The organism is Pseudomonas sp. KD5, from assembly GCF_012932895.1.
Lineage (GTDB): Bacteria > Pseudomonadota > Gammaproteobacteria > Pseudomonadales > Pseudomonadaceae > Aquipseudomonas.
On the sequence record NZ_JDWJ01000011.1, the window covers coordinates 156,948 to 174,528 of the forward strand.

Annotated in this window: 17 protein-coding genes; all 17 read right to left on the reverse strand. The window is 58.9% G+C overall.

All coding sequences use genetic code 11. From position 1 onward, the window contains the following. Positions 1-7: 7 nt before the first annotated feature. The 17 genes from fliG to pseF all read right to left on the reverse strand — a co-directional run bounded on the left by fliG (position 8) and on the right by pseF (position 17,579). On the reverse strand, positions 8-1,027 hold the full coding sequence (gene fliG, locus AF70_RS23465) for a flagellar motor switch protein FliG (protein WP_003184041.1): 1,020 nt from the start codon (positions 1,025-1,027) through the stop codon (positions 8-10). Then, positions 1,020-2,807, reverse strand: a complete 1,788-nt coding sequence (fliF, locus tag AF70_RS23470) for a flagellar basal-body MS-ring/collar protein FliF (protein ID WP_018925043.1) — start codon at positions 2,805-2,807, stop codon at positions 1,020-1,022. The genes fliG and fliF overlap by 8 nt, the downstream gene beginning before the upstream one ends. Positions 2,808-2,822: 15 nt before the next feature. Then, a complete protein-coding gene (gene fliE, locus AF70_RS23475) occupies positions 2,823-3,152 on the reverse strand; it encodes a flagellar hook-basal body complex protein FliE (protein ID WP_018925042.1) in 330 nt (109 codons plus the stop codon). Positions 3,153-3,280: 128 nt separating this feature from the next. Beyond that, the gene (locus AF70_RS23480) at positions 3,281-4,666 is read right to left on the reverse strand and encodes a sigma-54 dependent transcriptional regulator (RefSeq protein WP_019579572.1); all 1,386 of its coding nucleotides are present in this window, start codon (positions 4,664-4,666) and stop codon (positions 3,281-3,283) included. 5 nt (positions 4,667-4,671) lie between these two features. Further along, positions 4,672-5,877 (reverse strand): PAS domain-containing sensor histidine kinase, encoded by a 1,206-nt coding sequence (locus tag AF70_RS23485; RefSeq protein WP_169342499.1) that lies wholly within the window; start codon positions 5,875-5,877, stop codon positions 4,672-4,674. A 127-nt stretch (positions 5,878-6,004) separates the two neighbouring features. Continuing rightward, positions 6,005-7,480, reverse strand: coding sequence for a sigma-54 dependent transcriptional regulator (locus AF70_RS23490; RefSeq protein ID WP_007938611.1), 1,476 nt, complete (start codon positions 7,478-7,480; stop codon positions 6,005-6,007). Positions 7,481-7,652: 172 nt separating this feature from the next. Continuing rightward, positions 7,653-7,949, reverse strand: a complete 297-nt coding sequence (locus tag AF70_RS23495) for a hypothetical protein (protein WP_019579570.1) — start codon at positions 7,947-7,949, stop codon at positions 7,653-7,655. 10 nt (positions 7,950-7,959) lie between these two features. After that, positions 7,960-8,355, reverse strand: coding sequence for a flagellar export chaperone FliS (gene fliS, locus AF70_RS23500; protein ID WP_028939990.1), 396 nt, complete (start codon positions 8,353-8,355; stop codon positions 7,960-7,962). Positions 8,356-8,481: 126 nt separating this feature from the next. Beyond that, positions 8,482-9,912 (reverse strand): flagellar filament capping protein FliD, encoded by a 1,431-nt coding sequence (fliD, locus tag AF70_RS23505; protein ID WP_028939989.1) that lies wholly within the window; start codon positions 9,910-9,912, stop codon positions 8,482-8,484. Between the two features lie 82 nt (positions 9,913-9,994). Further along, entirely contained in the window at positions 9,995-10,360 is a 366-nt protein-coding gene (locus tag AF70_RS23510) for a flagellar protein FlaG (RefSeq protein ID WP_028939988.1), read from the reverse strand. A gap of 72 nt (positions 10,361-10,432) precedes the next feature. After that, positions 10,433-11,284: a flagellin domain-containing protein gene (locus AF70_RS23515; RefSeq protein WP_028939987.1), complete on the reverse strand. Its 852-nt coding sequence runs from the start codon at positions 11,282-11,284 to the stop codon at positions 10,433-10,435. Positions 11,285-11,537: 253 nt separating this feature from the next. Beyond that, positions 11,538-11,807, reverse strand: a complete 270-nt coding sequence (locus AF70_RS23520; RefSeq protein ID WP_028939986.1) for a hypothetical protein — start codon at positions 11,805-11,807, stop codon at positions 11,538-11,540. Beyond that, positions 11,804-13,096, reverse strand: a complete 1,293-nt coding sequence (locus AF70_RS23525) for a motility associated factor glycosyltransferase family protein (RefSeq protein WP_028939985.1) — start codon at positions 13,094-13,096, stop codon at positions 11,804-11,806. The genes AF70_RS23520 and AF70_RS23525 overlap by 4 nt, the downstream gene beginning before the upstream one ends. 83 nt (positions 13,097-13,179) lie before the next feature. Continuing rightward, a complete protein-coding gene (locus tag AF70_RS23530) occupies positions 13,180-14,106 on the reverse strand; it encodes a ketoacyl-ACP synthase III (RefSeq protein ID WP_019648094.1) in 927 nt (308 codons plus the stop codon). 229 nt (positions 14,107-14,335) lie between these two features. Next, positions 14,336-15,388, reverse strand: a complete 1,053-nt coding sequence (gene pseI / locus AF70_RS23535; protein ID WP_028939984.1) for a pseudaminic acid synthase — start codon at positions 15,386-15,388, stop codon at positions 14,336-14,338. Beyond that, entirely contained in the window at positions 15,385-16,887 is a 1,503-nt protein-coding gene (gene pseG / locus AF70_RS23540) for a UDP-2,4-diacetamido-2,4,6-trideoxy-beta-L-altropyranose hydrolase (protein ID WP_028939983.1), read from the reverse strand. Before pseG ends, pseI begins: the two co-directional genes overlap by 4 nt. Beyond that, entirely contained in the window at positions 16,884-17,579 is a 696-nt protein-coding gene (gene pseF / locus AF70_RS23545) for a pseudaminic acid cytidylyltransferase (RefSeq protein ID WP_028939982.1), read from the reverse strand. Before pseF ends, pseG begins: the two co-directional genes overlap by 4 nt. Positions 17,580-17,581 lie beyond the last annotated feature (2 nt).

Here is a 17,581-nt window from a genome sequence, read left to right on the forward strand (position 1 = left end):
AGTGACCTTAGATCATCTCTTCGCCGCCCTTCCCGCCGAGAACGATTTCTCCGGCTTCGGCCATACGGCGGGCAATGGTGAGGATTTCTTTCTGCGCCGTTTCCACGTCGCTGACACGCACCGGGCCTTTGGCCTCGAGGTCGTCGCGCAACAGTTCGGCCGCTCGTTTGGACATGTTCTTGAAGATCTTTTCCTTGACGCCTTCGTCCGAGCCCTTGAGGGCCAGCACCAGAACGTCCGAGGACACCTCGCGCAACAGCGCCTGAATACCGCGGTCGTCGACATCGGACAGGTTGTTGAACACGAACATGAGGTCTTCGATCTGACCGGACAGGTCTTCGTCGACTTCGCGGATCGAGTCCATCAGCTGACCTTCGATCGAGCTGTCGAGGAAGTTCATGATGTCTGCCGCGCGCTTGATGCCACCCAGGGTGGTACGCGAGGCATTCGAGTTGCCGGAGAACTGCTTCTCGAGAATCTGGTTGAGCTCTTTCAGGGCCGCCGGCTGCACGGTGTTCAGCGAAGACACCCGCAAGATGATGTCCAGCCGCACCTTATGGTCGAAGTTGCCCAGCACTTCACCGGCCTGGTCCGGATCGAGGTACGCCACCACGATCGCCTGGATCTGCGGGTGCTCGTAACGGATCACGTCGGCGACGGCGCGCGGTTCCATCCACTTCAGGCTGTCGAGGCCACTGGTGTTGCCGCCCAGCAGGATCCGGTCGATCAGGCCGTTGGCCTTGTCTTCGCCCAGGGCCTGGGTGAGCATTTTGCGCACGTAGTCGTCGGAGCCGACGCCCAGGCTGGTCTGGTCGCCGACGATGTCGACGAACTCGCTCATGACCTGTTCGACCTGCTCGCGGTGCACGTTACCCATCTGGGCCATGGCCACGCCCACACGCTGAACCTCTTTGGGCCCCATGTGGCGCAGCACTTGCGCGGCATCGGTAGAACCCAGGGACAGCAGCAGGATCGCGGCTTTATCAACCCGGGACAGTTTGGCGACAGCGGCTCGGTTATCACTCATCTGCGTTAATCCACTCTTTCACGACCTGGGCCACGCGACCCGGATCTTCTGCCACCAGACTCTTGATTGCGTTCAACTGTGCGTCATAGCCTTCGCTCGGACTCGGCAGCAGGATGCTGGTCGGGCCACCGAGGCTGACACGGTCGTTGGCCAGTTCGCCGTCCAGGCCGCCCATGCCGCCGAGTTCCACGTCGCTGCCAAAGGCCGCGAGTTGCTTGCCTTTGCCGCCACCGGTGATGTTGTTGAGCACCGGACGCAGCACACCGAACACCAACACCAGGATGAACAACACACCCAGCACTTGCTTGACGATGTCCCAGAACCACGGCTGGGAATAGAACGGAATATCGGCGATCACTTCACCGCGCTCGGCGGAGAACGGCATGTTGATCACGCTGACGCTGTCGCCACGGCTGGCGTCGAAACCGACCGCGTCCTGCACCAGGCGAGTGAAGCGCGCCAATTCATCGGCGCTCCACGGCGCACGGGTGGTTTCGCCATTGGCCGCGTTGACCTTGACCTGATCGTCCACCACCACCGACACCGACAGGCGATTCAAACGACCCTGCTGTTGCTTGGTGTGGCTGATGGAACGGTCGAGTTCGAAGTTCTTGGTGGATTGTTGACGCTTGTCCGCCGGGTACGGCGCCAGCATTGGCTGGCCGGTGGCCGGGTCCATGATTTGCTGACCGTTGGCATCGAGCAGTGGCTGGCCTGGCTGCACCATCCCGGCCGACGCGGTGGCGCCACCAGTAGTTTGCGGCGCCGAGGCAGGCGACGGCGGCTGGTTGCTCAAGGCACCCGGCACACCTTGCGGGCCATTGCTGGCGGTACGTTGTTCGTTGACCGACTGCTCGCTGCGCAACGCCGGTTGATCCGGGTTGAACTGCTCGGAAGTCGATTCGACGGCGCTGAAATCCACATCGGCCGAGACTTCGGCTTTATAGCGGTCGTTGCCCAGCACCGGTTGCAGAATGTTGTGCACGCGCTGAGTCAGCATGCTTTCCATGCGACGGCTGTAATCAAACTGCTTGCCGGCCATGGTCAGCTCGGAGTTTTCCGCCTGATCCGACAGCAGGTTGCCCTTCTGGTCGACGACGGTGATCTGCGATTTGCTCAGTTCAGGAACGCTGGTTGCCACCAGATTGATGATGGCGACGACCTGGCCTGGCTCCAGCGAGCGACCGGAATACAGTTCAACCAGAACAGAAGCGCTGGGCTTGCGCTCGTCACGCACGAACACCGAACTCTTCGGAATCGCCAGGTGCACGCGGGCACCCTTGACGTTGTTCAGGCTGGAAATGGTCCGCGCCAGTTCGCCTTCGAGGCCGCGACGATAACGGGTCGCCTCCATGAACTGACTGGTACCCAGCCCCTGTTCCTTGTCGAGGATCTCGAAACCGATGTTGCCGTCGCTGGGAGTGACACCAGCGGCCGCGAGCTTGAGCCGCGCACGGGACAGGTCATCGGCCTTGACCAGCAAGGCACCGGAATTCGGTTCGACGGTATAGGGAATGTCGGCGGCGGCCAGGGTTTCCATGACCTGTTTGGCGTCCATGCCGGCAAGGCTGCCGTATAGAGGCCGGTAGTCCGGCTGCTGGGACCACAACACCACGGCAAAACCAATCGCCACGCTCGCAGCCAGGCCGACCAACAGGCCCACCTGACGCAACATGGTCATCTCGGAGAGGTTTTCCAGGAAAGACAACCCGAACAGCGGCGGTTTGCCGTCTATTGGAGTGGCCTTGGCCGGAACATTATCGGCGATTGCTTCTGCCATGACTCAATCTCGTCCTTAAACCGGCATCTGCATGATGTCTTGGTAAGCCTGAACCAGCTTGTTACGCACTTGGGTCAGTGCCTGAAAAGACACACTGGCCTTCTGTGAGGAAATCATCACGTCCGTCAGGTCGACGCCGCTTTTACCGATCTCGAAGGCACTGGCCAACTGATTGGACGCCTGCTGGGTGTCGTTCACTTTATTGACGGCCTGACCGAGCATGTCGGCAAAGCTGCTGCCACCCACTTCAGGGACTGCGGCAGTCGATTTCGGCGCAGACATGGCATCCATTTGCATGGCGCGCATATCCAGCATCAACCGGTTGAATTCAATACCTTGGCTCATGGTCTGCTCTCTTTGGCTACTCGCAATTTTTTGACACTCACTCGGCGAGTAGTGAGGTGTTAGCAACAAGGGTGCCAGCTCCGTGGCCGCTCTAAACAAAAGCTCTCCTATGCTTTTTTTGCCGACCTTTACGTGGCGAACAAATACGCTTCCACGTCCATTCCGGCGTCGCGCATCTGTGCCAGTTTGTAGCGCAAGGTGCGCGGGCTGATGCCCAGTCGCTCGGCGGCTTCCTTGCGACGACCGCGCTCGGAGCGCAAGGTGTCGATGATCATCTGGAACTCACGGCGCCGCAGGTCATCGCCGAGGGCGCCCGCCGATTCGGCTTCGACTTCCACTGCTCGTGCAGGCGCCGGCGCCAATGCTGGTAATGGCGCACACGCCACAGGCCCAGCCAGGCAGAAATCCTGCGGCTGGATCAAACCGCCCTGTTGCAGGATCAACGCACGCTGGATTGCGTTATCCAGCTCACGCACATTGCCCGGCCACGGATAGCCGATCAGGCAGGCCTGCGCCTCAGGCGAAAGCTTTGCCGCGGCATGCTTCATTTTATTGACGTGTTTGGCCAGCAGGCGCTCGGCCAGCGGCAGGATGTCGGCGGTGCGCTCGCGCAGCGGACGCCAGGCCAACGGGAACACCGACAGGCGATAGTAAAGATCTTCGCGGAAACGCCCCGCCGCCACTTCACCGGCCAGGTCACGGTTAGTGGTAGCGACCACTCGAATATCCAGCGTGATCGGCTTGCGTGCGCCGACTCGCTCGACTTCGCGCTCCTGCAATACGCGCAGTAACTTGGCCTGCAGGCCGAGGGGCATTTCAGAAATTTCATCGAGCAGGATCGTCCCGCCATCAGCCTGCTCGAACTTGCCGGCCTGCGCCGCGATGGCGCCGGTGAACGAACCCTTCTCGTGACCGAACAAAGTGGCTTCAAGCATGTTGTCCGGGATCGCTGCGCAGTTGATCGCAATGAACGGCTGACTGGCGCGATGGGAGTGCTGATGGATGTAGCGCGCCAGCACTTCCTTGCCGGTCCCGGACTCACCAGAGATCAACACCGTGGAATCACTGCGCGCCACCCGCGCGGCCAATTCCAGCAATTGCGCACTGGCCGGCTCGAACGCTACAGGCCCCTCGCTCTCGGTCGCGCCGAGATTGCCCAAGGCGTGACGCGCAACCAGATCAAGCAAGGCTTTGGGCTCGAACGGCTTGACCAGGTAATCCGCCGCGCCCTGACGCATGGCGTCGACCGCACGCTCGACCGCACCGTGAGCGGTCATCAACAACACCGGCAGTTGCGGCTGACGAGCCCGCAGCAATCCAAGCAGCTGATGACCGTCCATGCCCGGCATGTTGACGTCACTGACCACCAGGCCAAATGCCTCGGCGCCAACTGCAGCCAGCGCCTCTTCCGCCGAACCGACCGCCTTGTAATCATGCCCGGCAAGCAACAGCGTATCGGCCAGTGCTTCCCGTAGCGCGCGATCGTCCTCGACCAGTAAAACCTTGATGGTCATATCCTTCACTTCACTCCCTGAGCGCTGGGCTGCTCACCCGCAAAAAGCGGCAGGATCACCTGCGCGCAAGTGCCGCGACCCGGCCGCGAACGCAACTGCAATTCTCCCTGATGAGCACGGGCCACTGCCTTGACCACGGTCAGGCCCAGACCGGTACCGGTGGTTTTGGTGGTGAAAAACGGCTCGCCCAAACGTGCCAACACCTTCGTGTCGATACCACTGCCGCTGTCGCTGACCGATACGCGCAGGTTGTTGTCGCGGGTATACAGGTGAACCTTCAAACGGACGTCGCCGGCGCTGGCCTGAATGGCGTTTTCGATCAGATTGAGGATTGCCCCGACCAGCGTGTCGCGATTGCACAGCAACTCACCGGCATGACTGTCGCATTGCCAGCGCACCGGCAGATCCTGAACATGAGTCAGCGCGGCCGCTTGCAGCGATTGCATCAGCATTTTTGGGGTGACGCGATCGGTCAACGGCAGCTCACCGCGAGCGAACACCAGCATGTCGCGCACCTGATGTTCCAGCTCATGCAGTCGCTCTTTCAGGCGGCCGGCAAAACGCTGCTGCGTGGCGACCGGCAGTTCCTGCTCAGTCAAATGACTGGCATAGAGCAACGCGGCGGACAACGGCGTACGAATCTGATGGGCCAACGAGGCGACCATGCGACCGAGCGACGACAAGCGCTCATGGCGGGCGAGTTGATCTTGCAGATGACGGGTTTCAGTCAGGTCGTTGAGCAATACCAACTGACCGGGTTCGGCATCCAGCGAGCGGGTAGCGATCGACAGGCGCCGACCGTCCTTGAGGGAGATTTCGTGACCATCGTCTTCGCGCGGCGCAAAGCATCGCGCAATGACGTGGCGCCACAGCTCGCCTTCGAGGGGCAAGCCGAGCAACTCACACGCGGCGGGATTGGCTTCACGCACGATGCCTTGGGCGTCGATGACGATGACGCCGCCAGGCAATAGATCGAGGAGGTTTTGCAGCCGGTTGGCCAGACGCTCTTTTTCCGCCAGCTCCTGCATGCGCTGGGCGCTGACCACCGCCAACTCACCCTTGAGCTCGGTGACCCGGGCTTCGAGCATGCTGTAGGAATCGGTCAATTGGCTCGACATCTGGTTGAACAGCGCAAACGCCTGCTCAAGGCCAAGCCGGCTTGCCTGCTCTACGGACGACGGTTGCCCCGAAACATCAGGGACAGGAGACATCTGGGCGGCTTGGGGCATTGTGCTCTCTCGCGTGGTGACCGTCAGTTAAACGGAACGTTGCGAGGGACGTAGCAATACCCGTGCCTAAAAAAAACTGCCTATAAATGAAGGGGTTGAAAAACAGGCGTCAATCATCCGCCTGTTCATCACCATCACGACGGCTCATGCCGTACTTGCGCATCTTCTCCACCAGGGTCGTGCGACGAATACGCAGCCGTTCGGCCGCCCGCGCCACAATGCCGTTGGCGTCATCCAGCGCCTGCTGAATCAACCCTTGCTCCAGACCGCCGAGGTAGTCTTTCAGGTCCAGGCCTTCCGGCGGCAGCAGCGCATTGGCGGTGAAGTCCGGGGTATGACCGTTAATGGCCACCCGCTCTTCGAGATCACTGCGCAGGCTGTCGACCATCTGCTCGTCTTCGTCATCGACGTAGCGGAATTTCTTCGGCAACTCGACCACGCCGATCACCCCGTACGGGTGCATGATCGCCATGCGCTCCACCAGGTTGGCCAGCTCGCGAACGTTGCCCGGCCAGCCGTGACGGCACAGCGACATGATCGCCGCCGAGTTGAACCGGATCGAGCCGCGCTTCTCGTGCTCCATGCGCGAGATCAACTCGTTCATCAGCAACGGAATGTCTTCGACGCGCTCGCGCAGTGGCGCCATCTCGATCGGGAACACGTTCAGGCGATAGTAGAGGTCTTCGCGGAACGTGCCGATCTCGATCATGCTTTCGAGATTCTTGTGGGTTGCCGCGATGATCCGCACATCGACGCTTTGGGTCTTGTTGCTGCCCACGCGCTCGAACGTGCGCTCCTGCAAGACGCGCAACAGCTTGACCTGCATCGGCAACGGCATGTCGCCGATTTCGTCGAGGAACAGCGTACCGCCGTTGGCCAGCTCGAAACGCCCGGCACGACTGGTGATCGCCCCGGTGAAGGCACCCTTCTCGTGACCGAACAATTCGCTTTCCAGCAACTCGGCCGGAATCGCCCCGCAGTTGACCGGAACGAACGGCGCTTCACGACGCTTGGAGTGGTAGTGCAGATTGCGCGCGACCACTTCCTTGCCAGTGCCGGACTCACCGAGGATCAGCACGCTGGCGTCGGTGTCGGCAACTTGCTGCATCATCTGACGGACGTGTTGAATCGCCCGGCTGGTGCCGACAAGGCTGCGGAAAAGATTCGGTTCACGGTGACGACCGCGCTCACGGGCCTGGTCATACATCTCGCGATAGACCTGGGCACGGTGCAGCGAATCGAGCAGCTTGCTGTAGCTGGGTGGCATTTCGAGCGTCGAAAGCACTCGGCGACGCTGGTCTTCCGGCAAGTCAATGGAAGAATTATCGCCCATTAACAAAACTGGAAGGAACTCATCCCAGGTTGAGAGTGTCTTTAACAGGCCCAAAAGTGCACCAGGAGCATTTACCGTCCCGATGAGGACACAGATTACTTCACGACTTGATGACAGAGAGCCGACCGCCTGCTGCCAGTCATGGCTGCCACAGGGTAAATTTTCTTCGCCGAGAAAATTTAAAATCACCGCCAAATCGCGGCGACGGACGCTATCGTCATCAATCAGCAGAATTTTGGTTTCACGCCACATGCAATAGCAACTTCCCTAGTCAACTCAATGCCCAAAATGAGGGGCAAGCTAGACGCTTGCAGACACGTTGTGCCTGTAGACGCCTGAAATCTGGAACCAGCCACTAGTTAAGTCAAAAAACCGTGCACAGTCAAATTTATGGCGCACTATGTTTGGATTAACTGAGGGTTAATTAACCAAACAGATGGTAAACCTTTGCCGCGTTCTGTGCTTGGTGGATCTGCGACATCTCGTCGACTATCGCTTGACGCTCCCCCGTCGCCGCATCCAGGAGCTGTTTATACACCCCCAGCAACTCCTCCAGGTTTTCGCGCAACGCGGTCTCGTCCACCGAAGCTTCACTCAAGACGTCTTCCATGCAGGAACGGCAAGCCAGGTCCAATTCACCGATGGCTTCCCAGTTACGCTCGGCCAATGCCTCAACCAGGGCGTCCCGGGTTTGTTCGATTCGCTGCAATACAAGACTCATGGTGATCTCCTTAAAACTGGGGAGCAGGTGCGGCGATAGCATCCCAACCGTCTTTCACCGTGCGAAGCAAATCGGCGACTTCGTCGAGGATTTTTGGATCGGTCTTGATATTGGCTTCAGCCAGACGCTTCATCATGTAGGTGTAGAGGTTATCCAGCTCAGCCACCGACTCAGCCTGGTTTTCCAGGTCCAGACCCTCACGCAGACCACCGATGATGCCGATGGCCTTGCCGATTAGAACACCTTTGTTCGGAACGTCCTTACGCTCCATCGCCCCTTTGGCCTGGGCGATACGATCCAGACCGCCTTCCATCAGCATCTGCACCAGACGATGTGGGCTGGCTTCGGAAGTTTGCGCTTGAGCGCCAATCTTCTGGTATTGGCGAAGGGCTAACATTGGATTCATGTTGTACCTCATCAGAAATCTGTGGTTCGTATAACCAGTGTATCGACGACGCGTCAAAAAACTTTAGATTCAAAAGCAAAAAGCCCGGAGCGTGAAAACGCTGCCGGGCTTTTGGCACTTTAAGTGTTACGAGTTCTTCTGTTGCGCGGTTATGGCTTCGAACATCGACGTGATATTGCTGGCGGTGGCCTTCAACTTGCCGACCAGAGTATCCATGTCGTTGTACTTTTTAGTCAGTACCGCGGTCAGGGTTTCGATTCGACGATCCAGGGCTGCCTGATCATTGCTCAGACGCTTCTTGGTCACATCAAGTGCCTTGGAGCGTGCATCCAGAATCGAGTCGACGCTTTTACCATTGACCAGTTTCGACTCAGTGAATGGCTTGATCACATTATTCATGCGCTCAATCAGACCGTTGGTTCCGGTAAATAGCGTCTGAACCTCACCACCCAGCTTCTTGTCATTCATGGCCGCAGTGAATTTCGTAGAGTCGAAATCCAGCGCACCTGTCTTCTGGTTGGTGGTAATCCCCAACTGCGACAGCACAGTCAGCTTATCCCCGGCACCGGTCTGGGACAGCGGCCCGCGCAATGCATCGAGAATCGAACGTGGCAGCGGGTCACCGGTCAGTGCCGCGGGAACGGTCAGCTTGCCATCGTCATCCAGGGACGGTTTGGTCAAAGAGGTCACAGCGTTGGCGACGGCGTTGTACGCGTCGACGAACTTCTGGATCGAAGCTTTCAGACCGTCGTTGTTGGACGCGACGTTGACCGTCGATTTGCCGACCGTCAGCAGGTTCAGCGTCAACCCCGAAATCGACTTGTCGACCGTATTGGACGAACTGGTCAGCGACAGCCCGTCGACAGTGAATGCCGCATCCTGCGCCAGACTGCCGATAGCACCCGAAGAAGTGGCAGTCGGCGTGGCGGCCATCAGGGTCGTTCCATCGATTTCCAGACCGGCGATGCCGCTGGCCGAAATGTCGGAACCCGCACCCGTGGTCGTGGAACCCAGCACCAGTCGCGAGCCGAAGCTGTCGGTCACGATGTTGGCGCTCAAGCCACTGGACTGATATTGGGTGTTGATCGAGTCACGCACCGATTGCAGGGTCGCACCTGCCCCCACGGTGACCGGGTAGCTTTTGCCATTTTGAGTGATGGTCAGCGTACCCGACGGGATCGCACTGCTTGTGCCACCGGCAAACGCCGCACTGGCAACTTTCGACGAGGTCGCAAGCTTGGTGACCTCCACGACATAACTTCCTGAAACAGCCGCGTTGCTGGACGTGGCGGTCAGTACTTTGATATCGGAGGACGTTGCCGCGAAACCGGTGAACTGAGGACTTGTAGTGCTGCCCAGGTCTGAGAGGGTCTTCTGGAACGTCGCCAGCAGCGACTTCAAGGTACCAATCCCGGAGATACTCGCCGTATTGGTGGTGGTCCCACGGTCGATCTGACCTTGCTTGGCCGCTTTGTCGGCGTTCACCAAGGCCTTGACGATAGCACCGGTATCAAGGCCGGAGCCTAAACCCGTGCCCGGTAGAATTGGACTTGCCATGTGAAACTCCCTTCAGTGTGTCGCCGGCCTTTTGACCACTACAACGCCCAAAAGAACATAGCAACAAAATTCGTGCCAGTTGTCAGACTTTAGCGCTGAACAACAGGCTGCTTGCATCATTCAAACTGTTCGCCAGCTTAAGGACTTCTTCGTTGGGGATTTGACGAATCACCTCACCGGAGTCACTGGCAATCACTTTGACCACAACTTTGCCTGAAGGCTCATCAATCGAGAACTCCAGGTTACGCTTGACCGACTGAACGAACTTTTCGATTTCCTGAACAGCCATCTTCAGTTTTTCCTGCTCGGTCTGCCCGCTTTTACCTTCTTCCTTGACGGCAACCACTGGCGCAGTTTCCGCTCGAGGCTTTTCCGCAGGCTTATCGGCAACAGTCGTCGCCTGCTGGGCCGCAGGATAAGACAAGTTCAGCTTGACGCTCATATCCATGTCCATCACCTCTTAAAGTAAAAAAGCGAGAGAGCGCGACAAGCGCACTCCCCCGCCAAAACTCATCAGCGATTACTGAAGCAGTTTCAGTACAGCGGATGGCAGTTGGTTGGCCTGGGCCAGAATTGCGGTGGAAGCTTGTTGCAGAGTTTGTTGCTTGGTCAGCTGAGCAGTTTCGGCAGCGAAGTCGGTATCTTGTACGCGACCCAGTGCAGCACTGGCGTTTTCGTTGATGTTCTGCAGGTTGGAGATGGTGCTGGTCAGACGGTTTTGTGCAGCACCGAGGTCAGCACGGCTGGAGTTGATCGTGGCCAGAGCGGCGTCGATTTTGGTCAGCGCGTTGTTCATCGAAGCTTCAGCGGTAGCCGAGCTGTTACCAGTGATCTGAACGGTAGCGGAGTCAACGCTCAGGGTTACGGCGTCGAAACCGCTGGCCAGGGTCAGGGTGATCTGGTTGGTAGCGCCAGTATTGGAACCAACCTGGAAGGTCATGGTGCCAGCGGTGCCGTCGATCAGGTTCTTACCGTTCAGGTTGGTCGACTTGGCGATACGAGTCAGTTCGTCCGACATCGAAGCGAATTCTTTGTTCAGAGCAGTACGGTCAGCAGTGCCGTTCGAGTCGTTTCGCGATTGAACAGCCAGTTCACGCATACGCTGCAGAATGTTGGTCGATTCTTGCATCGCGCCTTCAGCGGTCTGAGCGATCGAGATACCGTCGTTGGCGTTTTTGATAGCCATGGTCTGACCACGGATCTGCGAAGTCATACGGGTAGCGATTTGCAGGCCGGCGGCGTCGTCTTTAGCGCTGTTGATTTTCAGGCCGGAAGACAGGCGAGTCATCGAAGTCGACAGAGAGTCGGAAGCGCGGTTCAGGTTTTTCTGAACGTTCAACGATGTAACGTTAGTGTTTACTGTTAAAGCCATGACGAATTCCTCGTTGGTTGGGTACTGCGGCTTCCGGCCCTGGCAACCGCCGGGTATGGCCTAGAGAACCTTCGTAATAGTTATCGTCGAGATTGCAACTTGCTTTAGGGGATTTTGAAAAAAATTTGCCATCACGTTGCCACCCCTCGTAAATCAAGGGGCTGGCAGTATTCAGGCAGCGAAAAAATGACGTCAGGGAAATGCCGGTGACGGACCGGCGAGAACTCGCCTGCACCGGCAGAAGAGAAATTGTTTAAATGGACAGACTGTCGCGCAGCAACCGGACCAGTTCATATTCCAGGTAGTCCGCCAGTGCCAGCCAGTTCTGCGCCTCCTGGCACTCGAACATCTGACCGAGCAACAACACCCACTGCTGCTGAGTAACCTGCGGCATTGGATCGAAGGACGCTTGCATCGCTGCGATCAATTCGATCATTACCAGCCCTGCCTCTACATCACGCCCCAGACGGAACAAGGCCGCACATTGCTGGGAGTCGACGACAAAGGATTCAACCCTGCTCATGACGCCAACTCCGGATGAAAAGCCGTTCCGGCAATCTTTGCCCCTGCCCGACTGCTGTTATAGAAGCGGACCTGAGGATGCCCGGCGATAAATCGCTCCAATTCACACAGATAGCTACGGAAATTGAGCTGGGTCTTGATGCGTTGACCATGACCATCGAGCACCCAGTGCTTGGCCGCTTTCAGTTGCGGCCCCAGGTCGCCATCGCTCCAGCCCGCGTGTGTCTTGTCGTTGGGGAAGGCAAAGTCGGCCCCGAACAGGGTGACCTGCGCCGCACCCATCTTCACCGCCAGGTCCACCGCCGGATGAATCACGCTGCCGCCGACATACAGTTCGCCCTTGGGGACTTGTCGACGCAGTTGCTGGTAGATCGGGCTAGCGGAATAACCGGCGTATCGTGGCCCTTGCCAGGCAGCCAGAACCTGAGGGTCGACCATGGGCATATACACCAGAGTAATGTCGACCGTATCTTCGGGCGGTAGATGCCGGGCCGAGATGCGTTGATCGATACTGACCACCACATCAGGGTGGATTCCGTGATTGAGCAACGGCCGATAGGCCGTATCGACACAGACAAACAACGGTCGCTCGGCCTGACCGAGAATTGTGCGCAAGGTTTCGAAATGCTGTTCAAGGCTTGGGCCCGTGGCAATGACGAATATCTCCTGTCCCTTGCACAAACCGAATAACTCGGCCACATCGTGATCGGCCTGCACCAGCCCCAGACTTGCCTGCAAACGCTCGACGATGTCCGGCGCCTGAGGGTCGAATTCACGGTTATTGAAAGTCAGGTGGGTTTCACTGATCAAACGATCACGGATCTTCGCATTGAAGTCATCGGCCAGTACCAGCTCAGCTGGCAAGGCAAAGAACGGCAGCTGGATTTCCGCTAAATCTCCGGCATACAACAGCTCGACTCGCGGATCGCTGAGCCACTGTTGCTGATCAAGCAGTTGCAGCACCAGTGCAAACACTGCGCCGTTGAGGATATGCACATACAAGCGCCCAAGCCCGGCTCTCTGCAACAACTCCATCTGCAGATCGCCAAGACCGGTGCCGTAGACATGCAGCACCGGGCTGTCGACGGGCAGGCTGTCGGCCTGAAGCCTGGCCTCGCGGGTACGGTCGTGGCGACTGGTCAGCTGAATGCCATTGATGCTCAACGTCGAACCCAGGCCCTCGACCAGATCGGCCTGCAACAGGCTTGCGTCTTCAACCAGCAAACGCTCAGACAGCGATGGCCAACGGCGCTGTATGACCTCGACGTTGCGCTCAAAGAACTCGCTCATGGAGCCTCGCTTTTCATTCGGGCAAAAAAATAGCGCTCAAGGTTACACCTTGAGCGCTTTTTTTGTGTCCGGCTTTTAGAAGATCAAGGGCGATAGATGATCGCCGAACCCCAAGACAAACCAACACCAAAACCGCTGAGTGCCACACGCTTCCACTTGGAATCGAGCACGTGCTTTTCCAGCAGCAATGGAATGCTCGACGACACGGTGTTCCCGGTCTCGACCATGTCCTTGAGGAACTTCTCGGGCTCGCCCTCGAAGCGTCGCGCCACGGCATCGACAATCGCCGCGCTGCCCTGGTGAATACAGAAAGCATCGATATCGTCGGCCGTCAGGCCCGAGTCAGCGAGCAGTTCATGCAAATGCGCAGGGACTTTGAGCAGCGCGAAGTTGAAGACCTGACGGCCATTCATGAAGAACACGCCATCGGTGACCTTCAGGTGCGGCGCGCCGGAACCGTCGGTGCCGAACTTGGCTTTGCCCAACTGCCATGGAGCGTCTTCGCCCATCCAGGTGGCGGTGGCGGCATCGCCGAACAGCATGGTGGTGTTGCGGTCTTCCGGGTCGACGATCTTCGAATACGGATCGGCGGTCACCAGCAAGCCATTCTTCAGGCCTGCGGCTTCCATAAAGCCCTTGATGGCGTAGATGCCGTAGACGTAACCGGAGCAGCCCAGGGAAATATCGAACGCCGCCACGGTGGTCGGCAGGCCCAATTTATCCTGAACGATGGCGGCGGTATGCGGCAGACCTTCTTCATCGCCGTTCTGGGTCACGACGATCAGCACGTCGATCGCTTCACGCTTCAATTCAGGGTTGTTGGCGAACAGTGCGTTGACTGCTTCGACACACAGGTCCGAGGTTTCTTGCCCGGCGTCTTTGCGCGGCAGGAAGGCCGAACCGATCTTGCCCAGGATGAACTCTTCATCCTTCTCGAATTTTGCACCTTGTGCGTAATTGTCCACGCCGGCTACAGGAACGTAGCTCGCAATGCTCTTTATGCCAATCATTACGGCTTCCCAATAATAAACAGCCCAATACCACCGCTCGCAAGGAATCGAGGGGCGCCGACAAACAACGAATAACGTCGCCCTCAAGGAGGTGACAGCGGGAAGAGTAAAAGGCCATCACTGAGCCAAAAGCAGGCCAGGCGCCCTCTTCCCTATTTATACAATACAGTGAAGATGCGCGTAATGACTCGCAGGTCACGCTATTTTGCCGAATCAGCCCCACAAGCGGTTATTCGACCAACGACCAGTCCAGCGGCGTTCCGCGCTTGATGGCCTGGCGGGCACGGCGGCCCAGAAGGGTTTCAGCGTGTTTCGGGGCCAGCCCCAGGCCTGGACGGATGGCCCGCAGATTAGCGGCGGTGAAAGGCTCACCGGCGGTCATGTCCTGGGTGACATACAGCGACCGGCGGTACACCAGGGACTTGCGTTCGGCGTCAGTCACGCCGTAATGCACCTGGCCCATGGCCTGCCAGGCGCGCTCGGTTTCGACCACCAGGCTGGCGAGTTCGGCCGGTTCCAGGGAGAAACTGGCGTCCACGCCTCCGGCGGCACGGTCGAGGGTGAAGTGTTTTTCCACCACCGTCGCCCCCAGCGCTACGGCGGCGACAGACACCCCGACGCCCATCGAATGGTCGGACAAACCGACTTCACAGCCAAACAACTCACGCAGATGAGGAATCGTGCGCACGTTGCTGTTGGCAGGCGTCGCCGGGTAAGTGCTGGTGCACTTGAGCAACACCAGGTCCTTGCAACCGGCCTCCCGGGCGGCACGCACGGTTTCATCGAGCTCGGCGATGCTGGCCATGCCGGTGGAAATGATCAGCGGCTTGCCGGTGGCCGCAACCCGACGAATCAACGGCAGATCAGTGTTCTCGAAGCTGGCGATCTTGTAGGCCGGCACATCGAGGCTTTCGAGGAAGTCCACCGCGGTGTCATCGAACGGTGTGGAAAACGCCAGCATGCCCAGCTCTTTGGCCCGGGCGAAAATCGGCGCGTGCCATTCCCACGGCGTGTGGGCCTTTTCGTACAGCGCATACAGCGAAGAACCGGCCCACAAGCTGTTGGGGTCCTTGATGAAGAACTCGCCTTCGGACAAGTCCAGGGTCATGGTCTCGGCGGTGTAGGTTTGCAGCTTCAAGGCATGGGCGCCGGCCTTGGCCGCGGCTTCGACGATTTTTATCGCCATCTCCAGCGACTGGTTATGGTTGCCGCTCATCTCGGCAATGATGAACGGTGGCGCATCGACACCGATCGAGCGATTACCGATCTTGAAACTGGTCATTGTTCTGGATCCTTCAACACGCGCGTGAACGCGCAAGCACTCTGAGTAAAACCACCCTCGCGGAAAACCTTCAGCGATGGCTGATTGGCCGGCAGCACCTGAGCGGTGATGGCCTCAAGTTGTGGCCAATGAGCCGTGACGAACACTTCGCCCCGCGCCAGCAGCGCCCTGCCCCAGCCCAGGCCGAATCGGCCTTCGAACAAATAGATCGAGACTTCGGCCCGAGTACCGTCAAGGTCATAGCGCAGCATACCGACCGGGCCGTCATCCGCCTCGGCAATCAACAGCAGTCGCTGAGGGTTGTTCAGGCTCGCAGCCAGCCAGACTTGATGCCGTTGCCAATCGATGGCATGGGTATCCAGCGACCAGCGCCGAACCGCCTCGGCATTACGTCCCTCGAACAACAATTGCGCATCGTCCGCAGTGGCCCGACGCACCTGCAGTACCGCTCCCGCCAGCGCTGCCGCCACCCGTTGCGCGCCACGGCCATCGACCAACTGCCGTGAGCGGTCGGCCATACTTTGACGAAAACCTTGATTGCCTACGACAAAACCAATGGCTTGGCGCAATTGCTCGACGCTGACATGCTCGCGGTTGCCCAGGAACACATGAGCCCCCGAAGTCGCCATCACCTCACCGTTGGCCTGCTGATTATTCGAGACCGCAATGCAAATCGTCGGCAGCCCCATGGCCGCCCGCTCCCAACTGGTGCCGCCACCGGCACCGATAAACAGGTCGGCCTCGGTCATCAGCCGATAGAAGTCGCTGACAAAACTGTGCAGGCGCCAGTTCGGACGATAGGCCGCCAGCGCCTGCATCTGCTCCCAGGCCGGGTTATCGGCACCCGCCACGAAATCGACTTCCAGCTCATGGAGGTCCGCCAGCGCCAACATCGCGTGGTGGGTCTGCATGGCCGCGTCGAAGCCGCCGAAGTTCACCAGCACTCGCCTGGCCCGAGGCTTGATCTCGATCGCCGGACAGCAGAACTCATCGCGCAGCATCGCAAAACGTGGGCCGAGCAAGGTCTGGCAATCGGGTGTCAGCAGCGAGGCATACGCCTCTGGAGTGCCCGACAGATTTTGATTGAGCAGCAGATCGACGCGGTACTGCCGAGTGGCCAGGTCATCCACCGCGGCGATCCGTGGTGCCCAGCGACGGGCCGCAGTCTGCCAGAGATGATCGAGGCCATAGTGGTCGACGATGATCCAGTCGAACACCGGATGACTTTCCAAGGCTTGCGCCAGCGCGGCGATGTCCGCCTGCCACGGCAGCATCGACTCGATGGCCTGCTGAGGATCTTCATCGGGGTAGCGCGCCGACAGCGCGAAGGTCTCGAAGCCCTCGCTGGCCAGACTGTCCAGTCGATGTCCCGGCAGCAGACGACAGGCGAAGGCAACGTGCGTGCCCTGCTTGCGCAACACCCTGGCCAGGGTCAGACAACGGGCGATATGGCCGCTGCCAATGGTTGGCGACGCGTCAGCGCGGATCAGTATCCTCATTGCAACTCACCACCGGCTTTCAATGCGGCGTAAAGGTATTCGGCGCGTTTCCAGTCTTCAAGGGTGTCGATGTCCTGTACCAGGTAGCGCGGCAGAATCACCGGCAGGCTCGCTGGCGAGAACAGTGCATCACCACGCAACCAGGCCTCGCTACGCCCCCAGTAGAACTGGCCGGCGTCTTGAAAGGCTTCGGGCAAGTCCTGGGAGCGGGTGTCACGAAATTCCGGGTAAAGCGAGATCAAGGCGCCCTGCTCGTCGAGGGTCAAGGCACGCTGCACCGGAAAACCAAAACCGGCGACTGAAAACGCAAAAGATTTGTCCGGGTGCTGCACCAGCAATTCATGCCCCTGACGCAGATAGCGCGCTTGCAACAAAGGCGCCGTTGCGTAGACGCAGCAGGCATAGTCGAACGGCGGCAATTGATTCAGGGCATGCACGATCACCGCCGCAGTCCCGGTGAAATCGTCAGCCAGTGCCGCAGGCCGCATGAACGGCACCTGAGCGCCATTGGCTCGTGCGACTTCGGCGATTTCCTCATCGTCGGTACTGACGATCACCTGGTCGAACAGGCGCGACTCCAGCGCCGTGCGAATTGAACGGACGATCATCGGCACGCCGTCGAACGGCTTGAGGTTCTTGCGCGGGATTCGCTTGCTGCCACCACGGGCCGGAATGATCGCAACACAGCTCAAGA